The 20,307-nt window shown below is 63.0% G+C and carries 19 protein-coding genes; 13 read left to right on the top strand and 6 right to left on the bottom strand.

What is annotated here, in order from left to right:
- Nucleotides 1–93: 93 nt before the first annotated feature.
- The 3 genes from QRN54_RS02935 (at nt 94) to QRN54_RS02925 (ending at nt 2,955) form a co-directional block, all read left to right on the top strand.
- The gene (locus QRN54_RS02935; RefSeq protein WP_003946014.1) at nt 94–657 is read left to right on the top strand and encodes a PadR family transcriptional regulator; all 564 of its coding nucleotides are present in this window, start codon (nt 94–96) and stop codon (nt 655–657) included.
- The gene (locus QRN54_RS02930; protein ID WP_003945979.1) at nt 650–1,753 is read left to right on the top strand and encodes an inositol-3-phosphate synthase; all 1,104 of its coding nucleotides are present in this window, start codon (nt 650–652) and stop codon (nt 1,751–1,753) included. Before QRN54_RS02935 ends, QRN54_RS02930 begins: the two co-directional genes overlap by 8 nt.
- A gap of 143 nt (nt 1,754–1,896) precedes the next feature.
- A complete protein-coding gene (locus QRN54_RS02925) occupies nt 1,897–2,955 on the top strand; it encodes an isopenicillin N synthase family dioxygenase (protein WP_019746062.1) in 1,059 nt (352 codons plus the stop codon).
- 7 nt (nt 2,956–2,962) lie between these two features.
- On the opposite strand, the gene QRN54_RS02920 is transcribed toward QRN54_RS02925, so the two are convergent.
- Both QRN54_RS02920 and pdxR read right to left on the bottom strand, forming a co-directional pair.
- The gene (locus QRN54_RS02920) at nt 2,963–5,080 is read right to left on the bottom strand and encodes an oxidoreductase (RefSeq protein WP_073513427.1); all 2,118 of its coding nucleotides are present in this window, start codon (nt 5,078–5,080) and stop codon (nt 2,963–2,965) included.
- Between the two features lie 59 nt (nt 5,081–5,139).
- Nucleotides 5,140–6,525, bottom strand: a complete 1,386-nt coding sequence (pdxR, locus tag QRN54_RS02915) for a MocR-like pyridoxine biosynthesis transcription factor PdxR (protein WP_073513428.1) — start codon at nt 6,523–6,525, stop codon at nt 5,140–5,142.
- Nucleotides 6,526–6,622: 97 nt separating this feature from the next.
- On the opposite strand from pdxR, the gene QRN54_RS02910 reads away from it, so the two are divergent.
- On the top strand, nt 6,623–7,330 hold the full coding sequence (locus tag QRN54_RS02910) for a pyridoxamine 5'-phosphate oxidase family protein (protein WP_083058516.1): 708 nt from the start codon (nt 6,623–6,625) through the stop codon (nt 7,328–7,330).
- A gap of 65 nt (nt 7,331–7,395) precedes the next feature.
- Here QRN54_RS02910 and QRN54_RS02905 read toward each other — a convergent pair whose 3' ends face one another.
- The 4 genes from QRN54_RS02905 to QRN54_RS02890 form a co-directional block, all read right to left on the bottom strand.
- Nucleotides 7,396–8,634, bottom strand: coding sequence for an HNH endonuclease signature motif containing protein (locus QRN54_RS02905; RefSeq protein ID WP_285181554.1), 1,239 nt, complete (start codon nt 8,632–8,634; stop codon nt 7,396–7,398).
- A gap of 59 nt (nt 8,635–8,693) precedes the next feature.
- Complete coding sequence (locus QRN54_RS02900) at nt 8,694–9,509, bottom strand: slipin family protein (RefSeq protein WP_083058678.1); 816 nt, start codon at nt 9,507–9,509, stop codon at nt 8,694–8,696.
- Complete coding sequence (locus tag QRN54_RS02895) at nt 9,506–9,976, bottom strand: NfeD family protein (protein WP_007735511.1); 471 nt, start codon at nt 9,974–9,976, stop codon at nt 9,506–9,508. The genes QRN54_RS02900 and QRN54_RS02895 overlap by 4 nt, the downstream gene beginning before the upstream one ends.
- Before the next feature lie 118 nt (nt 9,977–10,094).
- Complete coding sequence (locus tag QRN54_RS02890) at nt 10,095–10,844, bottom strand: IclR family transcriptional regulator (RefSeq protein WP_030537941.1); 750 nt, start codon at nt 10,842–10,844, stop codon at nt 10,095–10,097.
- Nucleotides 10,845–11,091: 247 nt separating this feature from the next.
- On the opposite strand from QRN54_RS02890, the gene QRN54_RS02885 reads away from it, so the two are divergent.
- From QRN54_RS02885 to QRN54_RS02845, 9 genes are all read left to right on the top strand, one after another.
- Nucleotides 11,092–12,144 carry an NrtA/SsuA/CpmA family ABC transporter substrate-binding protein gene (locus QRN54_RS02885; protein WP_285181553.1) on the top strand — a complete coding sequence of 351 codons (1,053 nt, stop codon included), beginning with the start codon at nt 11,092–11,094 and terminating at the stop codon, nt 12,142–12,144.
- Nucleotides 12,145–12,148: 4 nt separating this feature from the next.
- Nucleotides 12,149–13,006, top strand: coding sequence for an ABC transporter permease (locus QRN54_RS02880; RefSeq protein ID WP_003946011.1), 858 nt, complete (start codon nt 12,149–12,151; stop codon nt 13,004–13,006).
- A complete protein-coding gene (locus tag QRN54_RS02875) occupies nt 13,003–13,845 on the top strand; it encodes an ABC transporter ATP-binding protein (RefSeq protein WP_285181552.1) in 843 nt (280 codons plus the stop codon). Before QRN54_RS02880 ends, QRN54_RS02875 begins: the two co-directional genes overlap by 4 nt.
- Complete coding sequence (locus QRN54_RS02870) at nt 13,829–14,869, top strand: ABC transporter substrate-binding protein (RefSeq protein WP_007735503.1); 1,041 nt, start codon at nt 13,829–13,831, stop codon at nt 14,867–14,869. Before QRN54_RS02875 ends, QRN54_RS02870 begins: the two co-directional genes overlap by 17 nt.
- Nucleotides 14,866–15,975, top strand: a complete 1,110-nt coding sequence (locus QRN54_RS02865; protein WP_285181551.1) for an LLM class flavin-dependent oxidoreductase — start codon at nt 14,866–14,868, stop codon at nt 15,973–15,975. The genes QRN54_RS02870 and QRN54_RS02865 overlap by 4 nt, the downstream gene beginning before the upstream one ends.
- Complete coding sequence (locus tag QRN54_RS02860; protein WP_285181550.1) at nt 15,972–17,126, top strand: LLM class flavin-dependent oxidoreductase; 1,155 nt, start codon at nt 15,972–15,974, stop codon at nt 17,124–17,126. The genes QRN54_RS02865 and QRN54_RS02860 overlap by 4 nt, the downstream gene beginning before the upstream one ends.
- Complete coding sequence (locus QRN54_RS02855) at nt 17,123–17,830, top strand: class II aldolase/adducin family protein (RefSeq protein ID WP_047271865.1); 708 nt, start codon at nt 17,123–17,125, stop codon at nt 17,828–17,830. The genes QRN54_RS02860 and QRN54_RS02855 overlap by 4 nt, the downstream gene beginning before the upstream one ends.
- Before the next feature lie 41 nt (nt 17,831–17,871).
- Complete coding sequence (locus QRN54_RS02850) at nt 17,872–18,813, top strand: ABC transporter substrate-binding protein (RefSeq protein WP_003946000.1); 942 nt, start codon at nt 17,872–17,874, stop codon at nt 18,811–18,813.
- 240 nt (nt 18,814–19,053) lie between these two features.
- Entirely contained in the window at nt 19,054–20,304 is a 1,251-nt protein-coding gene (locus tag QRN54_RS02845; protein WP_081377614.1) for a reverse transcriptase family protein, read from the top strand.
- Nucleotides 20,305–20,307 lie beyond the last annotated feature (3 nt).

Below are 20,307 nucleotides of genomic sequence, written 5' to 3'. Positions count from 1 at the left end.
CGTATCGGGCCGCAGTGTGGTTTTATATATCGGCGCGATATAGTTGGTTATCGCATCAAGCGGTTAGGTTCAACGACTCGGGAGGTTTGTCAGTTGCTCGAACTCGCAATCCTCGGGCTGCTCCTCGAGTCACCGATGCACGGATACGAGCTGCGTAAGCGGCTCACTGGTCTGCTCGGCGCATTCCGCGCGTTCTCGTACGGATCGCTGTACCCGGCACTGCGGCGCATGCAAGCCGACGGATTGATCTCGGAAGACGTCGACACTGCCACCGGCACGCTCAAGCGTCGGGCGCGTCGCGTCTACCAGCTCACTCCGGAAGGTCGGCAACGGTTCACCGAACTGGTCGCCGACACCGGGCCGCAGAACTACACCGACGACGGTTTCGGCGTTCACCTCGCCTTCTTCAGCCGCACCCCCGCAGAAGCGCGGATGCGGATCCTCGAAGGCAGGCGACGCCAGGTCGAGGAGCGCCGTGAGGGGCTCCGCGAGGCCGTCGGTCGGGCCAGCGGATCGCTGGACCGCTATACCCGTCAGCTCCATCAGCTCGGACTCGAATCGAGTGAACGCGAAGTGCGTTGGCTCAACGAATTGATCGCAGCCGAGCAATCGACAACAGGAACATCCCGGAAAGAAGGAGAACCCGACCATGGGTGAGAACAGCACCGCGGTGCGCGTAGCCATTGTGGGCGTGGGTAACTGCGCCTCGTCCCTGGTTCAGGGCGTCCACTACTACAAGGATGCCGACGAGACCCAGACGGTCCCCGGCCTCATGCACGTCAAGTTCGGTAAGTACCACGTCCGCGACGTGCAGTTCGTCGCTGCGTTCGACGTCGACGCCAAGAAGGTCGGCTTCGACCTCTCCGAGGCGATCCTCGCGAGCGAGAACAACACCATCAAGATCGCCGACGTCCCGCCCCTGGACGTTCCCGTTCAGCGTGGCCCGACCCTCGACGGCATCGGCAAGTACTACGCCGAGACCATCGAGCTGTCCGACGCCGAGCCCGTCGACGTCGTCAAGGCACTCAAGGACGCTCAGGTCGACGTCCTCGTCTCCTACCTGCCCGTCGGTTCCGACGACGCTGACAAGTTCTACGCACAGTGCGCGATCGACGCAGGCGTTGCATTCGTCAACGCTCTGCCCGTCTTCATCGCTTCCGACCCGGAGTGGGCTGCCAAGTTCAAGGACGCCGGCGTCCCGATCGTCGGCGACGACATCAAGAGCCAGGTCGGCGCCACCATCACCCACCGCGTGATGGCGAAGCTGTTCGAAGACCGCGGCGTCGTGCTGGACCGCACCTACCAGCTCAACGTCGGTGGAAACATGGACTTCAAGAACATGCTCGAGCGTGATCGCCTGGAGTCGAAGAAGGTTTCCAAGACCCAGGCCGTGACGTCCAACCTGACCGGCGCACTTGCCGGCAAGGTTCACGACCGCAACGTCCACATCGGTCCCTCGGACTACGTGGAGTGGCTCGACGACCGCAAGTGGGCATACGTCCGCCTCGAAGGCCGCGCCTTCGGTGACGCTCCCCTGAACCTGGAGTACAAGCTCGAGGTCTGGGATTCGCCCAACTCTGCCGGCATCATCATCGACGCCGTCCGCGCAGCCAAGATCGCCAAGGACCGCGGCATCGGTGGACCGGTTTACCCGGCTTCCGCTTACCTGATGAAGTCCCCGCCGGTCCAGATGGCCGACGACAAGGCTCGCATCGAGCTCGAAGCGTTCATCATCGGCGCTGACGAAGCTTAATTCGACTCACACTGATTCGGGGTCTTGCGCCAATGGCGCAAGGCCCCGATTCTGTTATCCGCAGGGTGTTTCCGCATCCGCGCGGGTAATCACGCCTGCGGCTGCCGAATTGCCGTGCGGGTCCGGGTGCCGCTCAGCGTGGAATGATGGACATCAGAACCATCACACGGATCGAGGACCCCATGTCGATTACGTCGCTGCCAGTGCTCGATCTGTCGCTTGCGCAGAACCCCGACACCGCCGAGCAGTTCCGCACTCAGCTGCGCGAGGCCACCCACGAGGTCGGATTCTTCTACCTGGTCGGCCACGGAATTCCCGACGAACTGCAGCGCCGCCTCCTCGCCGTCGCCCGCGAGTTCTTCGCGCTGCCGACTGCCGAGAAGCTCGCGATCGAGAACGTCCGCAGCCCGCACTTCCGTGGGTACACCCGGCTCGGCGGCGAACTGACCGAAGGCAAGCAGGACTGGCGCGAGCAGATCGACATCGGCGCCGAACAGCCCGCGGCCGAGCGCACCGACACCTCACCGGCCTGGGAGATTCTGCAGGGCCCCAACCAGTGGCCAGACGCCCTTCCCGAACTTCGCGACGTCATCACCGAGTGGAACGACACACTCACCTCGATCGCATTGAGCCTCTTACGCGAATGGGCGGTAGCCCTGGGCCAGGATGCGAACATCTTCGACGACGCGTTCGCTCACGATCCGTCGATCCTCATCAAGGTGGTGCGTTACCCGGGCCGCCCGAAAGGTGCCGGCTCCCAGGGCGTCGGCGGACACAAGGACGCGGGTGTGCTGACTCTGCTCTATGTCGAACCGGGCAAAGGCGGTCTGCAGGTCGAGCACGACGGCGACTGGATCGACGCGCCGCCGATCGACGGGGCGCTGGTGGTCAACATCGGCGAACTGCTCGAGGTCGCTACCGGCGGCTACTTGAAAGCGACTGTGCACCGGGTAGTTTCACCCGAGGGCGACGGTGAACGTATCTCGGTGCCGTTCTTCTTCAACCCGAACTACGCAGCGCAGATCCCGGAGTTCGACCTACCTCCCGAGCTGGCGGCGCGCGCCACCGGCGTCACCGTGGACGCGAACAACCCGATCCACGATTCCTACGGGGCGAATGCCCTCAAGAGTCGACTACGTGCGCACCCCGATGTCGCGGCCCGCTGGTGGCCGGACATCGTTGCGGCACAAAGCGCTACCTGATGCTGAACTACAGATCCATCGCGACTTTCCACGCCGTGTGCATCGCGCCCTCGATGTAGTCGACGTTCACCGCGTCACCGACCACGTGCACGTCGGAGACGACGCCGATCAGAGAATCGGCCAGTGGCGCCTGCGCCGACACTCCCGAGGCGACGACAACCATGTCGGCCGGAGCGGTCAGTGTCTTGTCACCGGAACGGAATTCGACGTGCTCCTTGGTGATGCGCTGCACCGTTGAATTGCGGTGAATGTTCACACCGACATGCTTGGCGTGGCGCACCGCCGTCCAGCGGCGCGGCATCGCCATCGGAATACCCAACTGCTGGCCTTCTTCGATCAGCGTCACATTGCGACCTCGCTCGGCCAGGAACTCCGCAAGCTCGAGTCCGACAAGCGAACCACCGATCACGACAACGTCTTTACCCATGGGCAGGAACTTGCGGGTCACAGCTCGGATCGCCGCGGGGCTCTTGGTGATACCGGACAGCTTGCCCAACTTGGCCATCGTCCGCAGGAACGGCGGTACCTGTGAGACGTCTCCCGCTCCGGTCATCAACGCGCGCAACGAATCACCGGTGTGCACGTGCGGCAAGTCGCCGCCCGGAACGCTAGGCCGCTCACGGACTGCACCGGTGGCCACGACTACGGCGTCGGGGTTCAGTGCCCGGATCGAAGCAACCGAGGCTTCGGTCTTCAGTCGAACATCGACACCGAGACGCTCGATTTCCACTTTCAACCAGCTGAGCAGACGCCCGTTGTCCGGGGTAGTGAGGCTCGAGAACCACAGGGTGCCACCGAGGCGATCGGACTTGTCCAACACCGTGACTCGGTGCCCACGTTCAGCGGCCACGCGGGCCGTCTCGAGACCACCGGGGCCCGCTCCGACCACAACAACGTGTTTCGGAGTGCTGGTCCGAACGAAGGGGAGAAGCGCTTCGTTGCCGAGCGCGGGATTGACAGCGCACAGCGGGGTCTCGTCCCAGAAGTTCTCCTGCACGCAGACGTAGCAATTGATGCAAGGCCGAACCCGCTCGGGTACACCGTCTTTGAGTTTGTTCACCAACTGTGGATCGGCCAGGAGCTGGCGGCCCATTGCGGCGAAGTCCGTGCGACCTTCCGCGATCATCTTCTCGCCGACCTCGGGGAGCATACGTCCGACGGTGATCACGGGGATCGATATCGCCTGCTTGATTCGCGTTGCATTGTCGGTGTAGTAGCCGACCTTGTCGGGCAGTGGTCCGTCGGTGAAGTTGGCAAAAGCATTCAGCGCGGTACCGGTGACATGAATGGCGTCAGCTCCGGCCTCTTCGAACATCTTCGCGGCCGCAGCAGCCTCGTCGACCGTCAGCCCGTCGGTTTCGCCGTACTCTTGACCGGCCAGACGCACGATGACGGCAAGCGCACCACCGACCTCCTCCTTGACCGCCCGAATGACCTCACAAGCGAGGCGAGCACGGTTCTCCATGGAACCTCCGTACTCGTCGCTGCGCTGATTCGTGTACCGACTCAGGAACGCTCCGAGGACGTAGTTGTGGGCACAGTGAATCTCGACGGCGTCGCCGCCCGCCGCCTTCACCCGTCCGGCAGCCTCGGCGAACATGCGAACCAGCCAATCAAGATCTTCCTTGGTTGCCTCGTGGTACGTAGCCCTCTTGCCCTCGTTGATGGCAGCCATCTTGCCCAGTTCTTCTGGCGTGCAATCGGCCATCGCGCTCATGTCACCCGGCGGCTTCGGCGTGGACGGGACCAACTGCGGTCGGCCGTCGAGGGTATCGATGCGCGCCACCTTGCCGTGGTGTGTCATCTGCACACAGAGCTTGCTGCCTGCGTCGTGGACTGCGTCGGCCAACGCCTTGAGACCGGGGATGAACCGGTCTTCCGAAAGCCCCGGTTCCTTGCGGCTGGTGCAGCCCAGCGGATACGCAACAGCGCAGCAACCGGTGATGATCAGACCCGTTCCACCAGCTGCACGCGCCACGAAGTGGTCGATGTCGCCCTTTTCGATTTCCCCGTCTTCACACAGGTTCATGTCCATCGCAGGGAGAACCACGCGATTGGGCACGGTCATCGGGCCGATGGTGCCTGGTGCGAGCAGGTGCGGAAAGGTCTGGCTTCGGATCGTCACGAGCAGACGCTAGAACTGGACCACGCCCATCCGTTGCCGCACTCCCGATCAACGAGACTTCACGCGCTGTGACGTGCGAGGCACTCGGCTATCACCTCGAGCGCATATTCGAGGTCCGCGGATTCCACTCGCCCGTAGCCGATGACCAATCCGCCGGGGTCTCCGTGCGTTCGGGTGGACTCGACCAGGGTGGGCACTTCGACGCCGTGCAGGAGCGCCTCGCGAGCGACGGTCGCTGCCAGATCCGCGTCGAGCATGAGCGTCGTGTGCATGCCGGCGCCGAGACCCCGCAGTTCACCGAACGATGACAGCGCTTCCTCGACCGCCCGATCACGCTCCCGGTATCTGCGCCGGGCGGTACGCACCGCTCGATCCCATTCGCCGTCACGGAGCAGGGACAGGAGTGCTTGCTGCAGCGGAACCGACGGGAAGTCGCCGATTCGCTTGCGGTGTACTGCTATGCGGTCGACCAGGTCGAGGGGAGCTACCAACCAGCCCAATCGAATTCCGGCGCCGAGCGTCTTGGCAACCGTTCCGAGATACACCACCCGATCAGGAGCCAGCTGGGCAAGCGCAGGCAAAGGCGCTACGTCGTAACGGAATTCGGAGTCGTAATCGTCCTCGAACAGGACGACGTCGCGGGCGCGTGCGAACTCGATCAACTGGTTGCGCCGACCTACCGGAAGCAGCCCTCCTGTCGGATACTGATGGGACGGTGTCACATACACACCGCGGACGCTCTCCGACGCCGTTTCGAGTTGGTCGACACAGAGACCATGAGCGTCGACGGGCACGTCGAGCAGCGACCATCCACAGGCTGTAGCGGCCGAGGACGCATACCGGTATCCGGGATCTTCCATCGCCAGAACAGCACCACGGGTACGCAGAGCCGACAGGGCGAGGCCGAGACCATGCGTGGCACCTGAGGTGATCAGGATTCTCTCGGGTTCAACCGACATTCCACGGGCTCTTGCCAGTAATTCCGATAGTGCCGAACGCAATTCGTAGTCACCCGCAGGATCGGGATCCTCGAAAGGTGGCGGTTTGGACCCGACGTCACGCCACGCCCGCCGCCACGCTGCCGATGCACGCGGTGGCGTCCACGGCACGCCCGGCCGGAGCTGCACCCTGGGTGACATCTTGTCGGCGCCCTTCTTCGGTGTAGTCGTGGGAGTGACCATGGGGGAGGGCGCCTCGGCAACGAAGGTGCCTGAGCCGTGCACAGCGACAAGCCAACCCTCGGCGATCAACTGCTCATACGCCCGTTCCACGACGCCCCGCGCCACCTCGAGCTCCGCCGCCAGCTTCCGGGAACTGGGTAACCTCAGACCCACTGCCGCCTTACCACTGCGGATATCAGCTCTGAGGTGGTCGGCAATCTGGATCGGGAGCGCCCGCCGATCTGTCCGGTCGAGGACGACGGCTACCGCCGAAGGCAGAAACATTCAGAACCCTCCCGGAAGTGGCAAATCGAAGTGGCCTATCGAAGTCTCCACTGATTGGACCATGACTTGAAGCCACTTTGCCACCAGCATTGTCTGCATGACAGATTCCGTTGTCTTTGCTGCCCCTGCTCCTGCCCCCACTGCACCTATTCCGCTGTCCCCGACAGCACGTACGACGCACAAGCGCGCCCGCCACCACGGCGTCGCAGAACGCGCGGCACTCGTCGACGTCTTGCAGTCCGCGAAGCTGTGCCACATGGGTGTGACCGTCGGCGGAGTTCCCATGGTGTTTCCCACCGCCTACGGGTTCGACCTCGACGGCCCCGACCGCGGCGGATCTATTTATGTTCACGGTTCAGTCGCTTCACGGAGTTTGGCTCCCGACAGCGAAATCTGCATCACCATCACGATCCTCGACGGGCTCGTGTTGGCTCGGTCGGGCTTCCACCACTCGATGAACTACCGCAGCGGCGTCATCATCGGATCACCTCGAGTCGTGACCGACGGCGACGAACGCGTGAAGGCTTTGAATCTGATCGTCGACCAGGTGGTTCCCGGACGTTCCCAACACTTGCGGGATCACACGCGCAAGGAAATGGCGGCAACCATCGTTCTTGCGCTGCCGTTGTACGAGGCTTCCGTCAAGGCTCGCACCGGCGGCCCCGGTGACGATGCCGCCGACATCGGTATCGAAACCGTTTGGGCTGGAGTAGTTCCCGCAGCTACGCACTTCGGTGAACCGATCCCGTCCGAGGATCTCGACTCCGGTGTCGCGCTGCCGGACCATATCTCGACGATGCTCTGACCGCACACGCCGTACACACCGGGGCATGGCTAAGCCCCGGTGTGTACGTATTCAGTTGCGCCCGTTCAGGCTGCTGTGGGTGGGCTGTTCCCGCCGATCGGATGCTGATACGGATCGATCGACATCCGTGGGTAGAACACCGTTTTTCGATCGGGGCCGATCTCGACCCGCCATTCGGTGTGGTGCAGTGTCCGATGATGGTGACCGCACAACAAGATCAGGTTGTCGAGATCCGTTGGGCCACCATCGTTCCAGTGAACAATATGATGGGCATCGCACCACCCCGACGGTGTCCCGCATCCCGGAAACGCACACCCACCATCACGAACCGCCAACGCCCGCCGCTGCGGCACCGTCGCCGTTCTCGCTTCCTTACCGCAGTCGAGCGGAACACCATTCTCATCCAACAAAATTCGCGTCACGGTGCAGTCGCACGCCAACATCCGCGCGGTATCGATACTGATCGGGCCCACCCAATCCGTCCACGCGAAACCCAGTTCCTGAGTCGACGGCAAGAGGTCTTTCAACGCTTGCAGGTCCGTCATGTCTTTCGCCGACGCAGTCACCGTGATGTGCGGTTTCACCCCGCCCTCGATCGGACCCAACCCCGCCCGCTCATACCGGCGCAACAATTCGCAGAACCCGTCCGCCCGCCGCAGCGCCGGCGTACGCGTGTCCTTCACGCCGTCCTTCTCCGGCGTCGGAGCCGACAAACTCGACAACAACGTGATCAACCGGGCCCCGTTCACCGCATCCAAATCACCCTTCACCGACACCCGCCCGTACAAGCCTTTCGAGGCGTAGAACTCGTTACGTTCGGAATCCTCGCCGACCGGGACGCCGTCCTCGCGCTTGCCGTACTGCTTCTCGATTCGGCGGATCGCTGCCCGCACTGCATCACAATCGGCGATGTTCTGCGACGCCAGGCCAAGCAGGATCCCGCGGGCCTTGTCCACATCCGCCGGGGTCATGTTCTTCGGTGGATGCTGACAGAACGACGCGACCTGCCGCGCTTTCAACGCATCCACGTCACCACGGTGAAACGCATCGCCCACAACGGGTTCGAGCATCAACAACCGCGCCAACCCGACCAGCAGGCTGCACTCACCGATCTCCAGATTCGTCGACCCGTGCAACCACTGCGCGATCGCCCGAAAACCCTTCCCGCCGAGAACGTCCCGGGAAAACATCTCCACGATCAGCAACACCATCCGCGACTGCAATTCGTGTCGGGCGCGCACCAGATCCAGGACCTCACTCTTGAGGTCCTCGCTATCCAGTTGCCATGCTTCCCGACTGTCCATGCTCAAAGTTTAATCGAACATAGCTTCGAATACAAGGGACGGAGAACCGAAACTGGATGCTAATCAACAACTTTCGCATTCCAGGCGAAACGGGCAGGTTCTTGGGTCGCGGGAGTTGCCGCAACTCCGCCACCGATAAAGGGCCGGACAAGATCCAGCGGCAAGGGGAAGACAACGGTGGAGTTGTTCTCACTACCGATCTCGTGAAGCGTCTGTAGATAACGCAACTGCAGGGTGGTCGGATTGCGGCTGATCACCTCGGCCGCCTCGGCGAGCTTGGCCGAAGCCTGAAACTCGGCGTCGGCGTTGATGATCTTGGCTCGCCGCTCTCGTTCGGCCTCTGCTTGCCTGGCGATGGCGCGCTGCATGTTGGCCGGAATCTCGACGTCCTTGATCTCGACGGTCGTGACCTTGACTCCCCACGGCTCGGTCTGCTGATCGATTACCTTCTGCAAGTCCTCGTTGAGCCGTTCACGTTCGGAGAGGAGCGAGTCCAACTCAGCTTTACCGAGAATGGAGCGCAGTGTGGTCTGGGCGATCTGTGAGGTGGCGGCCAGAAAATCCTCGACCTCGACTATCGAACGGTCAGCGTCGACGACCCGAAAGTACGTGACGGCGGTGACCTTCACGGGGACGTTGTCGCGAGTGATCACTTCTTGGACCGGTATCTTCAGCGTGACGGTTCGCAGACTGACCCGCTCCATGCGATCGATCGCCGGCACCAGAATCACCAGACCAGGACCCTTCAAGGTGATCAGTCGACCGAGGCGGAACACCACCGCGCGCTCGTACTCGCGCAGAACTCTCACCGACATGCCCACAAGGACTGCAATCAGCACGGCAAACACGGACAACACGACAAGCACGGTGGTCATAGCGGCAGCTCCCACGGTTCACGACGGCGCACTTTCAGAGTCAGGCCTCGAACCTGCTCTACGACGACGGATTCGCCCACGGCAGGCACAGAATCGTCGTACCCGAATTCCATTCGAGCACGCCATAATCCGCCGTCGAGCTCGACCTGACCCTGCGCACCGGTCCAACTGCGAACGGTCGCGTCCGAGCCGACAAGAGATTCCGTCCCCGTACGCACGGGAGCGCGGCGCGCGGTAAGCGCTTTTCGACTCGCTACCGCCACCACGCCCAGGCCGACTACCGCGACCCCCGCCGTCACCGGAATCGCGATCAATTGGCCGATACCGTCGGATGTGAAGAGCATCCAGACGCCGGCACCGATCATGAGTGCTCCAAGCGCACCGAGCACCCCCGCGGTTGGGGCATGCGCCTCGACCACAATCAACAGGACGCCCAGCAACAGGGCAACGACACCGATCGTCGTCATCACTCGTCTCCACGCTCGCGAGGACGCGGTCACGTCGCGTAGCCATTGTGCGATCGCGCCCTCGACTTCAACGGTAATCACGTTCGGCCGGATCTGCCACAAGCGCTTTCACATCACGTCAGAGAAGGACCTCACCGATCTGTCGTGCAGTCACCTTGGCAAGGTCGGCGAGAAACGGAATCCGTTCGTCGATCATCAGCTCGACCGGACCACGAAGCCCGAGAGCGTAACGCACAGTGCCAGATCCATCGATTATCGGAATTCCGATCGTTCGGAAATCCGGGGTCAACTCCTCGTCGTTGAATCCGTATCCTCGCTCACGAGTCAGTTCCAGTTCCCGGCGGATACCGGCGACATCGGTGATCGCACGCTGAGTGGTCGCTTCACGTGGCAGCGCAGCAAGTTCGGAATCGTCGACATCGGACCAAGCCAGAAAGGCTTTCCCCAGTGCGCTCGCATGCAAGGGAAGGCGGACACCCTGCAGCACGTGCCCGTCGGCCTCGCGCCACCGACTGAATCCGAGCAACACCACCTCACTTCCGCTTCGCACTGCCAGGGAAGCGGATGCTCCTGTCGTCGCGGCCAATTGCTCCAAATAGGGCTCGGACAGATAGATCCGATGCTGCCGGTAGGAGACCTGTCCGTAAGCCGCCAGCGCCGCGCCGATGCGATACCGACTGGTTGCGTCGTCCTTCTCGAGAAATCCCGCGTCGACGAGCGACTGCAGCAATCGATGCGTGGTGCTGACCGCAAGCTCTTGTCGCCGCGCAACTTCCGAGACTCCCAGTTCTTCGCCACTGCGAAAACATGTGAGCATGGTCAGGGCACGGGTTACCGTCTGAACTCCCGCGCCGCGTGCGTCCGTCACGAACGATCCTTTCGCTGTGGCCTGATCGACCTGAGAATCGGACGCTAACACGGACCCAGCAGTCCGGCCATCCTTTCCATCAGATGGAAAGGAACCGAACGTGGACCTGCAAAAGCCCAGATGAACAGACTTCCGATGTTGTCAAGATTTCCAATCTCCAGAAAACAAACGGGGGTAAAACGGACAAGCACCCAATAGCGTCATCGTCGTCAGTTCTGACGATTCAACGCCTGAAGGAGCCACATACATGTCCCGCTTCCGCCGACTGCCACGAGCTGCCGCTGCGCTCGCCATGATCCCGCTGGCCGGGTTGGCGGTGGCGTGTGGGTCTTCCGATTCCAACAGCGCCGCAGGCAATTCCAGTGCCGACTTCACGCTCAAAGTTTTCGATCCCGGAAACTCCGGTGCCATCGCCGTCGGCAAGCGTGACGGAACCTACGACGAGGCGCTGGCACCGCTGGGCGCGAAGATCGAATGGGTCAAGACCACACCGGGATTCAGCTCCAACCTCAAACTCTTCAACAGCGGTGAACTCGACATCCAAACCGGCGCATACAGTCCCGTCGTCGGCGCACTGTCCAAGGACGTGGGTGTCCGCATCTTCGCCACGTCCGACCCGTACAACAAGGACCAGGCCGGCATCATCGCCACTCCGGAGTCCGGCATCAACACCGTCGCAGATCTGGCCGGCAAGCGCATTGCCGTCAACCCTGCAGGCAAGGGCGAGTACATCACGCTCAAGGCTCTGACACAGGCCGGAGTGCCGATCGATTCCGTCGAACGTGTTCCGCTGCAACAGGCTGACGCGGCGTCGGCGTTCTCCACCGGGCAGGTCGACGCGTGGGCATCGTTCCTGATTCCGTATCAGGAGGCCAAGGCCAAGGGCGCGGTCGAGATCGCAACCGAGGCGAGCATCGACTCCGTGGACAGCACCATCATCGCCGGCCGCACCGCAGTACTCGAAGCGCATCCCGAGGTGGTCCAGAAGTTCCTCGAGGTCACCCAGGAACTCACCGCGAAGCAGCAGGCCGACCCGGCAGCATTCGAGAACGTCTTCGAACAGACCGGTCCGCGCGCACTCTCCGGACAGCGACTCGACGACGCGATCACCCTGGGCGGCCAGATCACAAACTTCCGCTACCCGACTGCAGCCGACGCTACCGACCTCGAATCGATCTCCACGTTGTTCGCCGACAACAAGGTGATCCAGCAGCCGATCAAGGGCAGTGACGTGATCTTCGACCTCCAGGGTGCTGTGGCAGGTTCGGCAGCGGCAGCGCCCACCACCGAGGGGAAGTGACCCGATGGTGACGCTGACCCGGCCCGCACGAACTGCGTCGCCGTCAGTGGAGCATCCGCAACTCGAAACGCCCCGCTACCGCCGCAATCGCAGCAGGCCCAAGTGGGTCTCGATCCCACTCCGCTTCCTCGTGCCCGCCCTGCTGGTTGCCGGATGGTGGATCGGATCCGCTACCGGACTGATCCGCGAAGAGATCCTGGCCGGACCTCCGGCGGTGTGGACGGCATTCGCCGAGCTGTACCAGTCGGGTCAGTTGGTCGACTTCGGTCTCGCGTCGCTTCAACGTGCCGCACTCGGTGTTTCGGTCGGTGTAATCGTCGGATTGGTGCTCGGGGTTCTGTCCGGTCTCTCCTCGCTCGGCGAAGAACTGATCGACTCGACCATGCAGATCAACCGCGCGGTTCCGTTCCTCGCGCTCGTTCCGTTGTTCATCGCCTGGTTCGGTATCGACGAAACCTTCAAGGTAGTCCTGATCGCCGTCGCGACCGTCGCCCCCATGTACGCGTACACCTACCTGGGAGTGCGCGGAGTCGATCGCAAGATGGTGGAAGCGGCACAAGGTTTCGGCCTGACGGGTTGGCGACTGGTGTTCGGAGCGATTCTTCCGACCGCCCTCCCCGGTGTTCTGATGGGGCTTCGAATCTGCCTGTCGCTCAGCATCACCGGATTGATCGCCGCCGAGCAGGTCGGCACACGTGAGGGCATCGGATATCTGGTCACCCTGGCGCAGGAATACAACCGCACCGACTACATGGTTCTGTGCATCGTCATGTACGCGGCACTGGGACTCATCTTCGACGCAATCGTCAGACTGATCGAGCGGTACTCCATGCCGTGGCGGAGATTGTCGGTGGCGCGATGACGAATACAACCATCGGCTCGCTGCCATCCACCGAAGCACCTCTGCCGCCGTTGGCAGCCCGTGAGCGGACCGGCACCACCGCGGCCGAGCGACGTGCCGGATCACCGGTAGCGGTCTCGCTCACCGGAGTGCGTAAGTCGTTCGGTGACAAGACTGTTCTAGGTGGTATCGACCTCGAGATCACGCGCGGCGAGTTCGTCGTTCTCCTCGGCCCCAGCGGTACCGGCAAGACAACCCTGCTGCGAGTGCTTTCCGGTTTGGAAGCACCGGACAGCGGTGATGTGCTGGTCCCACGCGACCGCACGGTCGTCTACCAGGAACCGCGATTGATACCGTCGAAGCGAGTTCTGGCCAATGTCACAGTCGGACAGAAACGGTCACGTCAGGTGACCGACAATGCACGCAACGCACTCGCCGAGGTCAACCTCGCGGACAAGCACCGCGCCTGGCCGGCCACCCTCTCCGGCGGCGAGGCCCAACGCGTCGCATTGGCTCGTGCTCTGGTTCGCGAACCTGAACTGCTGCTGCTCGACGAACCGTTCGCAGCCCTCGACGCTTTGACCAGGCTCCAAATGCAAGACTTGGTAGGCGATCTGGTCGCCCGCCACCGTCCGGCAGTACTGCTCGTCACGCACGACGTCGACGAAGCCGTACGACTTGCCGACCGTGTGCTCATCCTCGACAAGGGCGGGTTTGCCGTGGATGTCGACATCGAACTGCCACGCCCCCGCGATCGGAACGATCCCGAATCTCTGCGCTACCGAGCGAGTTTCCTGAAGGAACTCGGCGTCGGTCGCACCTTCCCCGACGGACAGGACAGTCATGACATTGATCGCTGATTCCGCAATCGACACACTCTGGTACACCCGCTGCCCCGTTCCCACCGCCAGCGGCCTCGCCAACAGTCTCGGTTGGCTCGACCGGACGGCAAACGAATCCGGAGTGCGTTTCGGCGTACTGCAAGATGCCGGACCGGAATTGGCAGTGCGCCATTTCGATCACCACCTCTCCGGACTCATTCGCGAAGGCGGCAACGTCCCCGCACTGGCCGCGCGTGCCAGTGGTTCTCCGACGAGGCTCATCGGGCTCACCTGGATCGACGAGGCCCAGGCAATCCTGGTGCGCGGAGACTCCGACATCCGAGAAGCCGGTCTTCTGGCAGGCGCTCGGATCGGCATCCCGGCCTGGGCGGCAGATCAGGCCAGGAGCTTCCCCCGTGCCATGGCCCTGCACGGCTTCGCCTCCGCACTTCGACTCGGCGAGTTGAGTTTTGCCGACGTCACTCTCGTCGAGGTTGCGACGACGGCGGCCCCCGAGGTCCGCACCGCCTCGTCCACCCGCAACACGACGTGGGGCGTCGAATCCCTGCTACGCGGCGACGTCGACGCAATCTACGTCAAGGGCGCCCGAGCCCAGGAAGTTGCCCGCGAACACGGTCTCGCGGTGGCCGTCGATCTCGATTCCACTGCTTCCCTGCGTGATCGCGTCAACAACGGCACCCCACGACCGATCACGGTTCACGCCGATCTACTCGAACAGCGCCCGGACATCGTCGTGGGTTTCCTTGCCGAGAGCCTGAGAGCGGCGGACTGGGCCGCAGCCAACATCGACGAGGTCCGAGCCGTTCTGCAAACCGAAACACAGTCGGGGCCCGAAGGTGTGGTGGCAGCATACGGCGAGAACTTCCACACCGGACTGCATCTGAGCCTGTCTGACGAGCGTGTGGACCTGCTCGGGGTGCAGAAGCAATTCCTGTATGCGCACGGCTTCCTTGCCGCCGACTTCGACCTGCAGTCCTGGGTGGCGCACGAACCACTGGAACAGGCACGCAACCTTGTTGCGCAGAAGGGCACAGCAGAATGACGGACGTCTACTGGGAGCTGCCCTCGCGCGGTGACGGACGCCGAGCAGTGGCCGCGCTGAACAGTCGCGGCGGCTTCGGGCCACAGCGACCGACTACCGTTGCGACCGATGTTCGTCCCGGAAACTTCGGGCCCTTCGACGAATTGGCACAGATCGTTCTCGCCGCCGAACTGTCGGGCGTCGACGGCGTTGTCGCACCGTACGATCCGAATGGCGAAGAATCCTGGATCGTTGCTGCCGCCGCCCTACGTCAGACGCGTCATTCGCGAGTGGTCGTGGAGTTTCACCCCACTTTCGGCACCCCCGTATACGCCGCCAAAATGTCGGCGACACTTCAGCGCCTGTCAGCAGGTCGTCTCGAATGGCGAGTGAAGGTAGAGACGGACCCCGAAGACGCCGCTGCTCGCGGCGACGTGGTTCGAGGAGCCGACCGCTACGCGCGCGCCGCGGAGTTCCTGACCGTCGCCCGTGGCGTATGGAACGAGGAGCAGATTCTCCCTGGCGGATTCGGCGGCACGGGTTACGACTTCGACGGCGAGTACTACGACGTACTCGGCGGCGGATTCCGAGGCATCTTGTCGGGACTCCGCTTTCCCCGAGTGCATCTGACCGGGGACTCACCGGAAGCTCTGGAACTCTCGGCCCACCATGCCGATGTCCATCAGTTCACCCTTGCCGGCGGCGAGTTGTCGACACGGATCACCACCCTCGACGACCGAGCATCCGAACTCGGCAGGACCGTCGAGAAGGTCCTGCGCATCCCGATCATCGCGAGGGAAACAGCGGACGAAGCCTGGGCTCGCGTCGAACGGCAACTGAGAGAAGCCGATTCCGCTGCACTCGAGATCGATCGGGGCGGCATCCTGTGGTCCGGATTCGACCGCATCGGCTACGAGCACAGTATCGGCCTCGTCGGAAGCTACGAGGAAGTGGCGCAGCGATTGTCGTCGTATCGCGATCTCGGCGTGGACGGTTTCGTCCTGTCCGGTCGGCCACACATCGAAGAGCTGCACCGGGCGGGCGAGCATCTCCTGCACCTGGTCGATCCCGAGGGTCGGATCCGCAAGGAAGAGAAGGCCACCACAGAAGAAAAGGCCACCGCATGAGCATCGATTTCTACTGGCGGATCGGGATGGAAGGCGACCACGCGTCGCTGCGTACTCCGCGTCGCTACAACCGCGGCGATGCCGGTGGATACGGGCCGGGCAACATTGCTCCCGCGATCCGCGGCGGCGAATTGGACGGATACAGCTACATCGACCACATGGCAGCGGTGGCAAAGGCTTCCGAGTCCGCAGGGTTCCTCGGTGGACTGCTGCCGTCTTTCCCGATGACCGAGGATCCGTGGGCGATCGCAGCAGCGTTGGCCGCCGAGACCACCACGTACCGTTTCATGGTTGCGTTCCAACCAGGGTTCCTTCACCCGGTCCAGGCCGCGCGAATGTCGGCCAGTCTGCAGCGCGCAACCGGTGGACGTCTGGTCTACAACATCATCAGTGGTGGAGGCGGAGCGCCTCAGCTGTGGTGGGGCGACAAAGTCGACCACGACGATCGCTACACCAGGACGTCCGAGTTCCTCGATGTCCTCAAAGGTGTGTGGGACGGTGAACCTTTCGACTTCGACGGTCGCTTCTTCCAAACCCACGGCGCCGCACTGCCAACCGGACTGGCCGGCCAACCGTTTCCCGAGGTGTACTTCTCCGGATCTTCGGCCGCAGCCGTCGCCGCCGCCGGACTGCACTCCGATTACTACCTTTCCTGGCTGGAGCCGTACGCCGATCTCAGAGCCAAGATCGACGGAGTGCGGGAGAACTCGGCCAAACTGGGACGCACGCCGAAATTCGCCGTACGCATCGACGTCGTAGCCCGGCACACCGAAGAAGCCGCGTGGGCCGAGATCGAGAAAGGCTGGGCCTTCGTCGACAAGGGGGCCGCCGACCGTGCAGCCCAGGGTGACTCGGTGGGCGCCGCCCGCATCAAAGGCTGGGTACCCGAACACATCACCGGCTACCGAGATCTGGAAGTGCAACCCAACGTGTGGTGCGGCTTCAGCCTCATCCGCGGCGGACCGGCGTTCGGACTGGTCGGCAGTTACGAGCAGGTCGCCGAAAGACTCGACGAGCTGCGCGAACTGGGCGTCGACGCCTTCATCCTCGCCGGTAACCCGCATCTCGAAGAGGCATACCGCGTCGGCGAAGAAGTTCTTCCCCTCCTGCAGCGCACCCCGATCACACCTTCTGGACTGGAGACTCGATGACCACCACCGAAACTCGACTCGACACCGATACCGCAGCATTCGTCGAAGAGGCGCGTAAAGCAGCGGACAAGGCATTCGACGTCTTCCGCAAGACCGGAACGGTTGCAGCCAACGGGACCGTCAACTTCGTCGAACGAGTACCCGGCACCGAGATCGCGGTCGCCCTGAACGATCCGGGACCGTGGGCGAACGATCCGTCGGTGTCACCGGTTGTCGCCACCTTCGATGGAGAGGTGCTGTCCGGCAACGGATCTGCCGGATTTGTCACCGGCTACGCATCGGTCTTCCGTCAGCATCCGGAAATCACCAGCGTTGTCCACATCCACACACCGTGGCTCGGCGGTTGGGCACAGACACATCGGACGCTACCCATCCGCTATGCGGCTTCGCAGAGGCTGACGCTCTCCCGAGAGATCCCGCCGCACATCGATCGGTCCCGTTCTGCAGGCGATTTCATTCTCGAGCGTCTCGAACACGATCCCGATCTGGTGGCGATCTTCGAAGCCAACGGCGGGGTCAACGTCATCGGCCGCAGCGGGTTGCTCGACCTCGCGAAGTTCGTCGTCCTCCTCGAGGAGGGCGCCCAGTTCCAGGCGATCGCCGAATCCCTTGGCGGTTCGGTTGAATTCGATCCATCCAACCTTGCCGTGCAGTGGGGCCGTAGCGGACTCGCCGACGAGGCGCGTCGACGCGGCCTCATCTAGCCACCCCCATCACTGATTCAGAACAGGAAACCGTAGATCTCATGACCGTTCGCGTCGGATACTTCCCACACAACAATTCGCTGTTCGTTCTGCGTCACACCGGAATCCTCGAACGTCGTCTCCCGGACGTCGAGTGGGTGGACCTGCGTGAGCTTCCCGCCAAGCCTGCAGTCAACCCGGAGAACGCCTTGCCGACCCTGCACTCGGACTGGCTGTTCGAGGAGGGCGGATACGACGTGATCGGAACCGGATTCACGCCGCCCGTCACCGGATTGGCTCAGGGCCGCGATCTCGTCTACATCGGAATCTCCGGCCCACGTGTGGAGAACGGGCGCCTGGTAGTCAAGGCGGAGTCCGAGATCAACACGGTTGAGGACCTGCGCGGCAAGCGCGTCGGCATCGCGCACGGATCGTGGCAGACCACACTTTTGTTGTTCGCCTTGGATCAGGCGGGGCTGACCTGGTCCGACATCGTCCCCGTCGACACCGACGTACGCGGTGGTGGAGCGGACCTCGTCGACGGCACCATCGATGCCTGGGTTGGCGCGTACCCGGGGCTGACGGACATCGAAGCGAACCACGAACTGCGCACGCTGATCGCCACCGACGGACTCTTCAGCCACCCCTCACTGTGGTTCACCCGGCGCGATTTCGCGGATACCAACCCGGAGGCCCTCCAGGCGATCATCGAGGCCCTGCAGGAATCCGACGCCTGGATCGAAGCCAACCCCCGCGAAGCCGCCCAGGTCTTCGTCGACGACGTCGAGAAGCGTGGCGGGTCCGCGAGCCTCGATGCCTGGGAAGCTGCACTGCGCGGACGCCCTTTCGGTGTCAACCCTGTCACCGACGAGTTCCTGGACGAGCAGCAGCGCGCGGCCGATCTCCTGCTGAGCAACGGACTACTGCCGAAAGCGGTCACCGTCCGCGAAGCAGTCGTGCCGTGGATCAGCGAGTTCGTCGGTTCGGATCGTTCGTCGATCTGAGGACCCACTCCTGACAGATCCGCTTCACACGTGACAGATACCGAACGGTCTGCCATTGTGAAGGAATGCGGCGGCGCGTGGGTGAGAGTTGGTCCACGCGACCAGTCTCAGGGGTAACCCCTGGGTCGGCCAGAAGAATTGGATACTGCGTCCACCGGCGTTCGGCACGCTCCGCGTGCTTGCCGCCGCACCGGACAAAGGATTTGGTCACCCCGCCCCGTCGCATCCCGGAGTCGTATCATGCGTGACTTCGAGCTCGATCCCGAGTTGGCGCGTCGTCTGGCCGTTGCGGCCGCTGACGCTCCGTGGACCCTCAGCGGCCTCGAGGAGGCATTCGGAACCGTCTTCGGCGTTTCCCCGACGCTCCTGGCCGTGCGCGTTCTCGACCTCATGCCCGCTCCACCGTTCGAACCGCAGACTCTGTATCGATTGCTTCGCGAACTACCTCGCCTGCGGCCTGTTCCTCTCTCACTGGACACCAATGAAACCTCGGTGTGGCGGTTCGACGTTCCCCGCTACAACACCAGTGTGGACCTGGCTCGTTCACTGGATCTGACGATCTCCGAACTCGAGTGGTTCGCCGACCGAGGGGAATGGCTCCGCACGAAACCCCGACCGCTACGCCACTACCGGCCGATGCAGATCAGCAAGAAGGCCGGCGCTCGCCTCCTCGAGGTACCGAAACCCCGATTGCGCGAAATTCAGCGGAAGATCCTGCGCCGCATCCTCGACCTGGTGCCCCCGCACGACGCGGCACACGGATTTGTCCGTGGTCGAAGCCCTCTGACTTTTGCAGCGCCGCACGCACAGTCGGAAATCGTGATCGGCGCGGACCTCGCGCAGTTCTTCCCTTCGATCAGCGGCAGCCGCGTTCATGCCGTCTTCGCCGCCCTCGGCTATCCACCCGCAGTGGCAGGCGTTCTCACCGGATTGTGCACTGTTGCAACACCTGCCGATACCCTGCGCGGCCTACCGTATGCACAGGCATCACAGCTACGCACCGCGCATCTTCCGCAAGGCGCACCCACTTCTCCTGCACTGGCGAATCTCGTCGCACGCAAACTCGACATCCGCTTGAGTGGACTCGCACAAGCGAACTGGCTCACCTACACCCGATACGCCGACGACCTCGCGTTCTCCGGAATCGAAGTAGCCGACGTCGGCACCCTCCTCTGGACGGTCGAGCAGATCGCCGGGGACGAAGGGTTTGCCATCCATCCACGAAAGACCAAGGTAATGCGCCCTCATCGACGCCAACACCTCACCGGGTTGGTGATCAACGACCAACCCTCGTATCCGCGCGACGACTACGATCGCTTGCGTGCCCTGCTGCACAACGCCGCCAGTACTTCTGCGCAGGAACAGAATCGGGATGGCGTGGAGAACTTCCGCGCCCACATCTACGGCCGGATCGCGCACATCGGCGAAACCAGCACTACACGCCGACGCACATTGCTGCGCCTGGCTGAACGTGTGGATTGGGACGGTTAGTGC

This window comes from Rhodococcus sp. MEB032, assembly GCF_030208925.1.
GTDB classification, from domain to species: Bacteria; Actinomycetota; Actinomycetes; order Mycobacteriales; family Mycobacteriaceae; genus Rhodococcus_F; species Rhodococcus_F qingshengii.
The sequence above is the reverse complement of the archived record's forward strand: the minus strand, read 5'-3'. Positions and strand labels throughout refer to the sequence as shown.